The organism is Streptococcus sp. 79, from assembly GCF_013277425.1.
Lineage (GTDB): Bacteria > Bacillota > Bacilli > Lactobacillales > Streptococcaceae > Streptococcus > Streptococcus pseudopneumoniae.
This window is the reverse complement of record NZ_VMMW01000041.1, coordinates 1-10,353: the sequence shown is the minus strand read 5'-3', so window position 1 is coordinate 10,353 and position 10,353 is coordinate 1. Positions and strand designations below refer to the sequence as shown.

The following is a 10,353-nucleotide window of genomic DNA, read 5'->3' as shown; positions in this document are numbered from 1 at the left end:
ACACGATTCCCAGAACCAATCTAGTTTGTCTTTACAATACAAAAGAATGAATGTTCATTTGACTAAATTTTTAGTCTTCTTTTTTCTTTCCAAGAGCAAGTCCGAGACCGCCTAGCAGACCAAGAAGTTCTAGAGATGCAAGAGTCGCATTTGATTCTGTTCCTGTATTTGGCAATACATTTTGAGAATCATTTGATTTAGCTCCGTTATCACTATCACTAGCATCTGTAGTATCTTCATGATTTTCATTCGGAGTAACTGCATCTGGAATTGGAGTTGTTGGTGCAGGTGTATCTTGATCAGAACCTCCATTAGTAGCAGGTGTGACTGGAGTTGCTGGAGTGACTTTACCTGGTGTTACCTTAGCTGGTGTTGTTATATTATTAGCAATGTGTTCTGTGATATGACCGTCCTTTGAGTCTACATCATAAGTGGTTGTAGTAACTGTTTTACCTTTAGCTCCTTCAATACGTTCATTAGGTGTGTCAACTTCTCGTTCACCATCTCTAACATATTCAACTTCAGGTTCAATCGGGGTTTCTACTACTTTGTCCTTGGCTGCGACTTTGACGACTGTATTCGTTGGTTCTTTCGTTTTCCCATAAGTTAGCACGGTTGTTGGAGTTATCTTACCTGTTTTTGGATTAACTTCATAGGTAGTGGTCTCAATCACATCACGACCTTCAGAATCTTTAGATTGTTCAACCTTAGTTTTAGCTCCTACTTTAACGATTGTCTTACCTGCTGGGGTGACGACTGGGGTGCCAACGTGTTCTGTGATATGACCGTCCTTTGAATCTACATCGTAAGTGGTTGTAGTAACTGTTTTACCTTTAGCTCCTTCAATACGTTCATTAGGTGTGTCAACTTCTCGTTCACCATCTCTAACATATTCAACTTCAGGTTCAATTGGTGTTTCTACTATTTTGTCCTTGGCTGCGACTTTGACTATTGTTGCTGTTGGATTTACTACTACTGGTTTTCCTACTGTTTCTGTAATAGCGCCTGTAGTAGAATCAACACTATATGTTGTTGTGATAGTACTTGAACCTGCTTGGCCTGCTTCTTCCACATTTGGTTGATTTTTGTCGCGTGTATCATCTTTCACATATTTCTTAGGTGATGAGATTTCTGTTTTTTCTACTTTGTCCTTGGCTGCGACTTTGACGACTGTATTCGTTGGTTCTTTCGTACGAACTGGTTTACCTTCACTTGCTGTAATCTTTCCAGTATTAGTGTCCACAGTGTAAGTTGTTGTGATAGTGTCTTCACCATCTTCACCTTTAACAGTAGTTGGGACTGTACCTTTTTCTTTCGTATCATCTTTTTCGTAAACTACTGGAGATGGTACTACCATCTTCTCAATCGTTAGTTCTTTCCTTGTCCCGTAAGTAGTTACTGTTGTAGAAGTTACCTTACCTGTTTTTGGATCAACTTCATAAGTTGTAGTGTTGATAACTTCACGACCTTGGTCATCCTTGCTACTCTCAACCTTAGTTTTAGCTCCAACCTTAACTATTGTTTTACCAGCTGGGGTGACCACTGGCTTACCAACCTGTTCTGTGACTGTTCCATTATTTGGATTAACGTCATACCTTGTAGTCGTTACAGATTTTCCTTTTGCTCCTTTTCTAGGCTTGTCTGGTGTACCAAAGTCACGAGTGTCATCTCTTTCATAAACCACTGTGGGCTCAATTGGCGTTTCTACTACTTGATCCTTAGCCGCGACTTTAACGATTGTTTCTGTTGGATTTACTATTACTGGATTTCCTTCATTTGGAGTAACTTCCCCATTGTCTGGATTTACTGTGTAAGTCGTGGTGGTTGTCTTACTTCCGTCTTTTCCTGGGACAGTAATATTGGCTTGGCCTTTTTCTCGACTAGCATCTTTTTCGTATTTTACTGGAGATGGGATTGTTTCTACGTCTACTTTATCCTTAGCTCCTACTTTTACAACTCTAGCTATTGGTAGAGTTACGACTTCTGATCCCCCTTTTGTTGGAGTTAGGGCTCCATTTACTGGATTTACGCTATAGGTTGTGGTGACTTTAGATTTTCCTGATCTCCCTAGAAATTGAACGGTATCAGTACCTTTTGGACTGTTTTCATCTTTTAAATAAACTGTTTTGGGTTCAACTGAATTATACTCAACTATATCCTTCGCGCCACCTTTATTGACTACTTCTTCCTTCTTAGTCGAAGTAAGGCTGCCAGTTTTTGAGTTTACTGTGTAGCTTGTTGTCTTCTTAACAACGTCGTCTCCTTTTTTAATGTATTCTACTTCATCCTTGGCTGCGACTTTGACAACTGTTTCTATTGCCGGTTGCTTAACTACTGGTTGTCCTACATGTTCAATCAGATCTCCAGTGTTAGGATTTACACTATAAGTTGTTGTTACTGTACTAGTACCTGAAGTACCAGTTGTTGTTACATTAGCTTCACCTTTAGCTCTTGTGGCATCTTTTTCATAACGTACACTTGGCTCAAGTTGGGTAACGACAACTGTAGATTTGGCTCCATCTTTCTTAAACACTTCATCAATTGTATTGTTAGTAATCTGTCCTGTATCGAGATCTTTCATACTCACAGTTATTGACTTAATGATGTCATCTCCGCGTTTACTATATACAACAGTTTCTCCAACTTTTTCTACAGATTTAACTGTTGCAATGTTTTTATCTTGATAACCTGTCCCATCTAAGGAAATTCGTTTCCCAGATATAAACTCTGATCGTCTATTAATCATATCAGCTTCAAAATAAGAACGTGAACTGTGACCTCCACTGGTTCGTCCAACATTTATAACAACATCACTATCATTGCTGACGCCTTTTCTTATCGCCAAATCATTATCAACAATATAATGAGTCATTTTACCAGACTTGGCTATTTTTTTGCTATCTAAACCTTTTTGCCAAAATTCACGACTGGAAAGCAAATTGGTCACAACTTTTGGAGCATTAAAGGTTGTGCCTTTTTTTAATACATTATTATAAACGTTTCTATAAACCAACTGTTCTTTAGGAGACATGACTCTGCTGTCAGAATATGCCAACTGATAAGCTTCAACCATTGCCCGTTGTACTAAATATCCTCCTAAAGAATGACCTGTCAAATAAAGATTAGTAATACTCTTATCTTTAGCTAGTTCATGCATAATATTTTCTGCATCTATCCCTTGTTGAGGATTGCTTCCTAATCCAAGTGTTATATCAGCTCCTATATCTTTCGCATCACTTGTTCCACGAAAGGCTAATACTTGTGCAGTTCCATTTGGTAAATATAAGAAATCACTCTTCGTTTCATACAAGACAGCATCTAGTCCACTGGAGGTATGGTAACTTTTCTTCCTTTCCCAATAAGGCCCCAATTCCTTATTCATCATCATATACTCATAACGTGGTTTACTGTCACCATTCTTTTTATATAACTCTGACTCTGTTAAGGGTCTCTTATGATCCAGCACTCTATCAATATAATTATCATCACGGTAGGATAATTCCATGAACATAATCATATCGCGCTCACTTACATTCCATTTTAATTTTTCATCTGGCTTTTCTTTACTGTCAATAATACCATCACCATCAGTATCTTCTAATAAGGGATGACTATTATAACCTACATACTTTTTCCCACCTTTTTCATAAATATAAAGTTCTTCTTTATCCTTCAAGTAATCATCATCTGTATAGGCTTCTGGACTTAACTTAGAGCCGTTTAACAATAAACTATCAAGCTTATTACCTTCTGAACCGATTACTCCTGCTTTTATTTGCTTAGCATACTCATCAGTTAATTCATACTTTTTAACCTCGGAAGGATTTGATGCTGCTCTCACCGCTGGAGTGCTTGATCTGTCTTCACCCGCCACGAAATCCCTTGTGGTCAAGCTATTATTTTCCTTATTCCCAGATCTGACGGGTTCTGTAGTCCTTGTAGATCCTATTGGAACATCTCTGGTATCTAACTCAGAAGAAGGATTATTTTGATTATCTAGTATAGGTTGAACTTCTTCTCTTTTATCCACAGAAGATGGAGAATTTTCCGTAGAAGCAAGTACTCCCTGGGATGGTGTAAACAAAGCAATGCCTATTAATACAGAAGCCACTCCAACAGAAAACTTTCGAATCGAAAAACATTGACGTTTATTAAAAATATCTTTCATTTTACCAACTTTCTTTCTAGCTATTTTTTACAAAATAGAGAGTTCTACTATTTTCCCTTGACAAAATACTAAACCCTTTCTTGACTAAAATTTTAGAACTTTTCCTCTGCTTGATTATAAACTACCACATTGATTTCTAATCATAAAAAAATGAATTGCTTAATATTAATAAAATATCAGTACAATATAAAAAATGTAAATATTTCACTTTCAACACTGCCATTATACCATAATACTCAATGAAAATCAAAAAACGCATAATATCAGGCCTTGAAAAACCTTGATACTATGCGTTTGATTATGGGAAGATCTACTTCATTTTCTCCTAGAATTGAGTTTTTGCCCAGTCTCATCAAATCTAGATTTTTTCTTCTTTGATATCAATCACAATCTCTTCTGATTCATCAAGAATTTCGGCCTTTTCTTGCCATTGCTCTTTGAGATTATTGAATCGATATTTTGATACTTCTGTCGCTTGACGAGCACATGATTTGGCTTGAGCAAGGACGCTGTCCACAGTGATTTCACCCGACTCAACCTGTTCTTTGGTTTTAAGAACAAAATCTGTAGCCTGCTCCTTGACTTCTGTCAGTTTTTCACAGACCTGCTCCTTGGCATACTCTGGATTTTCTCTCAAATCATCCAGAAAATCTTGAGCCTGACTGCAAACTTGTTTGCCCTTGTCGCTTGTTAAAAACAAGGCAAGAGCTGCACCTGAAACGGTTCCTAAAAGGATTGAGGATAATTTACCCATAAGGATTCTCCTTTTTTATTTTTTTAAAAATTTACTTGCAAGACGAAGAGCTGATAAACTTGCCCCAGTCTTGAGTGTTTTTGAACCAGCTGATGAAGCTTTCTTGCTCAAGACACGCGCATGGTCATTGAGGTCTGAAACAGATAGAGATAAATCTGCAACAGCACTAAAGAGTGGATCAATCGTTGCCACCTTGACATTAATATCATCTGCCAAGACATTGATCTTAGACAGCAATTCATTGGTATGATGCAAGGTCACATCCACATCTGAAGTCAAGGTTTTAATCGTCTTCTCTGTTTCATCGATAACACGGCCAAGCTTTTGTACAGTAATGATTAGATACACTAAAAATACAATCAAAGCAAGGGCAACAAAAATATATGCAACTTCTAACATTTAGTTTTCCTCCTCTGTAACATAGTAAGGGGCCTTCTTTCGATTTTGATATAGAATGATAAAAATACCCAGTCCGATAAGGACAACTGATAGCCATTGAGACACTCGAAGGCCAAAGAACATGAGACTATCTGTTCGCATGCCTTCGATGACCATACGACCGAAACCATACCAAATCAAGTAAAAGGCCGTGATATGACCTCGTCTGAGACTTTTCCATTTTCGTCTAAAAATCAGAATCAAGGCAAATCCAAGTAGATTCCATAGGGACTCATAAAGAAAGGTCGGCTGACGGTAGCTCCCCTCAATATACATCTGGTCACGAATAAAGACAGGTAGATAATCCAAATTATCCACTGCTGCACCATAAGCTTCTTGGTTAAAGAAATTGCCCCAGCGACCCAAACTTTGGGCAATCATGACGCTAGGCGCCGCAATATCTAGAAAATCCCAAGTGTTAATGAGTTTACGATCAGCAAAGATATAGAGTACAAGTGCCCCAGTTATCAAACCACCGTAAATGGCCAAACCACCATTCCAAATGGCAAAAATCTCTCCCAAATTCTGACTATAATAATCAAAACGGAAAATGACATAGTAGAGACGAGCTCCTAAAATAGCCAAGGGAAAGGCTATCAAGATAAAATCTAAAATATCGTCTGGTATGATCTTCTTTCTAGGCGCTTCTTTCATGGTCAAATAAACCGCAAGAATCAAACCTGTAACAATACACAAGGCATACCAACGAATGGCTAGAGGGCCTAGTTGAATAGCAATTGGATCAAGCATTAGGCACCTCATTTCGAGCGATGAGACTTGTCAGTCGTTCTTCGAACAAACGGGTCGCATCAAAGCCCATTTCCTTGGCACGATAATTCATGGCAGCTGCCTCAATCACGACAGAAATATTACGACCTGTTTTAACTGGAATGCGGATACGAGGAATGGCTACGCCAGAAATTTCTATTTCCTCTGCATTGTTTCCAAGACGATCAAAAGTCTTATGTGTATCATAGTTTTCCAAATAGACAGCAAGTTGAACCTGTGAAGAATCCTTGACGGCACTGGCACCGTAGAGGCTCATGACATCGATAATCCCAACCCCACGAATTTCAATCAGGTGTCTCAAGATTTCAGCCGGTTCACCCCAAAGAGTAATCTCATCCTTGGCAAAGATATCGACCCGGTCATCAGCTACCAAGCGGTGACCACGTTTGACAAGTTCCAGACCTGTCTCACTCTTACCAATTCCACTATCTCCCTGAATCAAGACGCCCATCCCATAGATATCCATCAAAACCCCATGAACACTGGTACGTTCTGCCAAACGAGAATCCAGATAGCTAGATAACTCTCCAGATAAACGACTTGTCGCTGTACGGCTGGTTAAAATAGCAATCTTACATTCTCTGGCTGCTTTTAACATCTCCTCTGGAACCACCAAACCACGGGCAACAATGACCGCTGGTGTCTCAGGTAGAAACATTTTTTTCAAAACTTCATAACGGCTGTTGGAAGGCATGCTGATCAGATAAGACCACTCCTTCATCCCCAAAAGTTGAATCCGCTCTGGCGTGTAGTAGTCAAAATAACCTGTCATTTCAAGACCAGGTCGCGTAATATCTGCTGTATTGATTTCCTTTTCAAGCAATTCTGGTTCGCCATAGACAATGTCTAGTCTAAGCTTTTCAATCACTTCTTTTACTAAAACCGACATCATTTCCTCCTTCAATCGAGTTCTTCTCTCTATTATATCAAATTGTAGGAGGAAGTTTCAGATTTTTGCAGGCTTTGGAGTATTTATTTATACTCAATGAAAATCAAAGAGCAAACTAGGAAACTAGCCACAGGCTGCTCAAAACACCGTTTTGAGGTTGTAGATGGAACTGACGAAGTCAGCTCAAAGCACTGCTTTGAGGTTGTAGATGAAACTGACGAAGTCAGTAACCATATCTACGGCAAGGAGACGTTGACGTGGTTTGAAGAGATTTTCGAAGAGTATTAAAAGAAAAAGGACTAGATTTCTCCAGCCTTTCATTTCAAATTAGAATTTTTTACGTTTACGAGCTGCTTCTGATTTACGTTTACGTTTTACAGAAGGTTTTTCATAGAATTCACGTTTGCGTGTTTCTTGAAGAGTACCAGCTTTAGTAACCGCACGTTTGAAACGACGAAGTGCGTCGTCAAGAGATTCATTCTTACGTACTACTGTTTTAGACATTTTTTTCACTCCCTTCAAGTTCAATATCTATTTTATTCTACACGTAAAAGGAATAATTGTCAAGCAAAAATGCGGTTTAATTTTGATTTTTTCTTACATTTATACAAGAGTTGAAAGCGTTCAATAGAACATTGCTTTTTATTTTTCAAGTAAGCTAAGCGCTTCAGCATCCGCAATAATGGTCACATCAGGGTGATTTTGGAGACTACTTGCAGGTAGATTCTCAGTCACTGGGCCAGACACTGTTCCGGCAATGGCTTCTGCTTTCGACTCACCGTAGGCAAAGAGAAGGATTGACTTGGCATCCAAGATGTTCTTAATCCCCATTGAAATAGCTTGGGTTGGGACGTCTTCAATCTTGTCAAAAAAGCGCGCATTGGCTTCAATAGTAGACTGGTCAAGTTCTACTAGATGCGTTTGACTGTCAAATGGAGTACCAGGCTCATTAAAGCCGATATGCCCATTGCGACCGATTCCCAAGATTTGCAGGTCAACTGGATGGTCAGCCAAAATTTGGTTGTAGCGTTCAACTTCAGCTTCAGCATGATCCTTAACACCACGAGGCAAGAAACTTTCTTTAAATGGTTTTTGGTTGAACAAGTTTTCTTGCATGAAGTGACGGTAAGACTGTGGATTGTCGCCATCAAGGCCTACATACTCATCAAGGTTGACACTGGTTAGATTTGAAAAATCGAGGTCACTTTCAACAATTTCCTTATAAAATTCAAGTGGACTACTTCCTGTCGCAAGCCCTAAGGTTTGAGCGCCATTGGCTAATTTTTCCTTCAAAATCTCAAAAGCAACTTTTCCACCTTCGATTTGGTTTTCAACTTTAATAACTTTCATCTTTTCATCCTCCATTTCTATCTATTTTTATTATATGGTATAGACCAATTTTTGTCAAGTGAAAACGATTTAATTTCTAAAAAAAGAGCGTCTATACTTGAAACATGTTATAATGGATAGGATTAGAACTTAGAAAGAATGAACAGATATATGAATACAGCTGATTTTGACTTCCACTTACCTGAGGAATTGATTGCCCAAACACCCCTTGAAAAACGAGATGCCTCTAAACTCCTCATCGTCAACCGTGAGACAGGAAAAATGCAGGACAAACACTTCCACTCCATTATTGATATGCTGGAACCTGGTGATGCCCTCGTTATGAACGACACCCGCGTTCTCCCTGCCCGCCTCTATGGTCAAAAGGAAGAAACTGGAGGCCATGTGGAACTTCTCCTGCTCAAAAATACTGCTGGAGATGAGTGGGAAGTTCTGGCTAAACCTGCCAAACGCCTCAAGGTCGGTACTCGTATCAGCTTTGGTGATGGTCGCCTCAGCGCTGTCATTACAGAAGAATTGACCCACGGAGGCCGCATTGTCCGCTTCGAATACCACGGAATTTTCCTAGAAGTTTTGGAAAGTCTGGGTGAAATGCCGCTGCCACCTTATATCCACGAAAAACTGGATGACCGTGAACGCTATCAAACAGTTTACGCCAAGGAAAGCGGCTCAGCTGCTGCACCAACTGCTGGACTTCACTTCACCAAAGAACTGCTAGCAGAAATCCAAGCTAAGGGTGTTCATCTAGTCTATCTGACTCTTCATGTCGGACTCGGAACCTTTAGACCCGTTTCTGTGGACAATCTAGACGAACACGAAATGCACTCAGAGTTCTATCAACTTTCTGAGGAAGCAGCTGCAACTCTCCGCTCTGTTAAGGAAAATGGTGGTCGTGTCATCGCTGTCGGAACCACTTCTATCCGCACCTTGGAAACTATTGGTTCCAAGTTTGAGGGGCAAATCCAAGCAGATTCTGGTTGGACCAATATCTTTATCAAACCTGGGTATGAGTGGAAGGTCGTGGATGCCTTCTCAACCAACTTCCACCTGCCAAAATCAACTCTGGTCATGTTGGTTTCTGCCTTTGCAGGCCGTGAATTAGTCTTAGATGCCTACCACCATGCCATCCAAGAACACTACCGCTTCTTCAGTTTTGGTGACGCCATGTTTATTTATTGAGAAAGAATTTCTCTAAATCTTCTAATACCAATAAATCGCTAAGATATTATTTCAAAGAACATCTACAATTGAAACTCTAGCTAACTGTAGAAGACGCCTAGTACATTAAAATTAAAATGTTTCTCCCTAGCTGCGAAAATATTGCCATAGATTGCGTTGACTCTCCAAATCGATTCATCTATATTTTATTTCAGCTTCCTATATTTTCTTCGCTGTTTGTAAATCAAAATACAAGATACATGAGTAGCACCATATTTGTTACTCTTATCTGTCCTCTCAAGAGACTATTATGAGTGGTTTCAGAATCATTCACTACTTTGACCCTGACTCTCCTTAGTCTCAAAATCAAAGACTTATGGCTCTATAATATTTGTAGTGGGTAAATCCCCTATGGATATTATGGAGCCTATTTTGTGTAGAAAAAAAGTCCCATATGACCTATAATGAAAAGCGACAAAACAACTCATTAGAAAGAATCATACGGAACAATTACATTTTATCACAAAACTACTCGATATCAAAGACCCTAATATCCAGATTCTAGACATCATCAATAAGGATACACACAAGGAAATCATCGCCAAACTGGACTACGACGCCCCATCTTGCCCTGAGTGCGTAAGTCAAATGAAGAAATATGACTTTCAAAAACCGTCGAAAATTCCTTACCTCGAAACGACTGGTATGCCTACTAGAATTCTCCTTAGAAAGCGTCGATTCAAGTGCTATCACTGTTCAAAAATGATGGTCGCTGAAACTTCTATCGTCAAGAAAAATCACCAAATT

The 10,353-nt window shown here is 39.3% G+C and carries 9 protein-coding genes and 1 pseudogene; 3 read left to right on the top strand and 7 right to left on the bottom strand.

The genetic code is table 11. From position 1 onward, the window contains the following. Positions 1 to 70: 70 nt before the first annotated feature. From HT729_RS07035 to hprK, 5 genes and pseudogenes are all read right to left on the bottom strand, one after another. Complete coding sequence (locus tag HT729_RS07035; RefSeq protein WP_055356684.1) at positions 71 to 4,168, bottom strand: G5 domain-containing protein; 4,098 nt, start codon at positions 4,166 to 4,168, stop codon at positions 71 to 73. A gap of 358 nt (positions 4,169 to 4,526) precedes the next feature. After that, positions 4,527 to 4,922, bottom strand: a complete 396-nt coding sequence (locus HT729_RS07030; RefSeq protein ID WP_000517395.1) for a YtxH domain-containing protein — start codon at positions 4,920 to 4,922, stop codon at positions 4,527 to 4,529. Beyond that, positions 4,895 to 5,321 (bottom strand): annotated as a pseudogene (locus HT729_RS07025) (DUF948 domain-containing protein). Before HT729_RS07025 ends, HT729_RS07030 begins: the two are co-directional and overlap by 28 nt. Then, positions 5,322 to 6,110 (bottom strand): prolipoprotein diacylglyceryl transferase, encoded by a 789-nt coding sequence (gene lgt / locus HT729_RS07020; protein ID WP_000886657.1) that lies wholly within the window; start codon positions 6,108 to 6,110, stop codon positions 5,322 to 5,324. After that, positions 6,103 to 7,038 (bottom strand): HPr(Ser) kinase/phosphatase, encoded by a 936-nt coding sequence (gene hprK / locus HT729_RS07015; RefSeq protein ID WP_000115147.1) that lies wholly within the window; start codon positions 7,036 to 7,038, stop codon positions 6,103 to 6,105. The genes lgt and hprK overlap by 8 nt, the downstream gene beginning before the upstream one ends. Before the next feature lie 96 nt (positions 7,039 to 7,134). Here hprK and HT729_RS12055 point away from each other — a divergent pair, with 96 nt between their 5' ends. Next, a complete protein-coding gene (locus HT729_RS12055) occupies positions 7,135 to 7,326 on the top strand; it encodes a hypothetical protein (protein WP_000693406.1) in 192 nt (63 codons plus the stop codon). A gap of 39 nt (positions 7,327 to 7,365) precedes the next feature. Here HT729_RS12055 and rpsU read toward each other — a convergent pair whose 3' ends face one another. Together rpsU and HT729_RS07000 are read right to left on the bottom strand one after the other, a co-directional pair. Next, positions 7,366 to 7,542: a 30S ribosomal protein S21 gene (gene rpsU, locus HT729_RS07005; RefSeq protein ID WP_000048054.1), complete on the bottom strand. Its 177-nt coding sequence runs from the start codon at positions 7,540 to 7,542 to the stop codon at positions 7,366 to 7,368. A gap of 138 nt (positions 7,543 to 7,680) precedes the next feature. Continuing rightward, the gene (locus HT729_RS07000) at positions 7,681 to 8,388 is read right to left on the bottom strand and encodes a glucosamine-6-phosphate deaminase (RefSeq protein WP_000864588.1); all 708 of its coding nucleotides are present in this window, start codon (positions 8,386 to 8,388) and stop codon (positions 7,681 to 7,683) included. Between the two features lie 150 nt (positions 8,389 to 8,538). Here HT729_RS07000 and queA point away from each other — a divergent pair, with 150 nt between their 5' ends. Together queA and HT729_RS06990 are read left to right on the top strand one after the other, a co-directional pair. Continuing rightward, positions 8,539 to 9,567, top strand: coding sequence for a tRNA preQ1(34) S-adenosylmethionine ribosyltransferase-isomerase QueA (gene queA / locus HT729_RS06995; RefSeq protein WP_001090168.1), 1,029 nt, complete (start codon positions 8,539 to 8,541; stop codon positions 9,565 to 9,567). 465 nt (positions 9,568 to 10,032) lie between these two features. Next, a partial coding sequence (locus HT729_RS06990) for a transposase family protein (RefSeq protein WP_172931839.1) occupies positions 10,033 to 10,353 on the top strand: 321 nt, incomplete at its 3' end.

Bases quoted from the DNA above. Each gene is read 5' to 3' on its own strand.
- HT729_RS07000 (WP_000864588.1), bottom strand. From the start codon at position 8,388: ATGAAAGTTATTAAAGTTGAAAACCAAATCGAAGGTGGAAAAGTTGCT.
- HT729_RS12055 (WP_000693406.1), top strand. From the start codon at position 7,135: ATGAAAATCAAAGAGCAAACTAGGAAACTAGCCACAGGCTGCTCAAAA.
- hprK (WP_000115147.1), bottom strand. From the start codon at position 7,038: ATGTCGGTTTTAGTAAAAGAAGTGATTGAAAAGCTTAGACTAGACATT.
- rpsU (WP_000048054.1), bottom strand. From the start codon at position 7,542: ATGTCTAAAACAGTAGTACGTAAGAATGAATCTCTTGACGACGCACTT.
- HT729_RS07030 (WP_000517395.1), bottom strand. From the start codon at position 4,922: ATGGGTAAATTATCCTCAATCCTTTTAGGAACCGTTTCAGGTGCAGCT.
- queA (WP_001090168.1), top strand. From the start codon at position 8,539: ATGAATACAGCTGATTTTGACTTCCACTTACCTGAGGAATTGATTGCC.
- HT729_RS07035 (WP_055356684.1), bottom strand. From the start codon at position 4,168: ATGAAAGATATTTTTAATAAACGTCAATGTTTTTCGATTCGAAAGTTT.
- lgt (WP_000886657.1), bottom strand. From the start codon at position 6,110: ATGCTTGATCCAATTGCTATTCAACTAGGCCCTCTAGCCATTCGTTGG.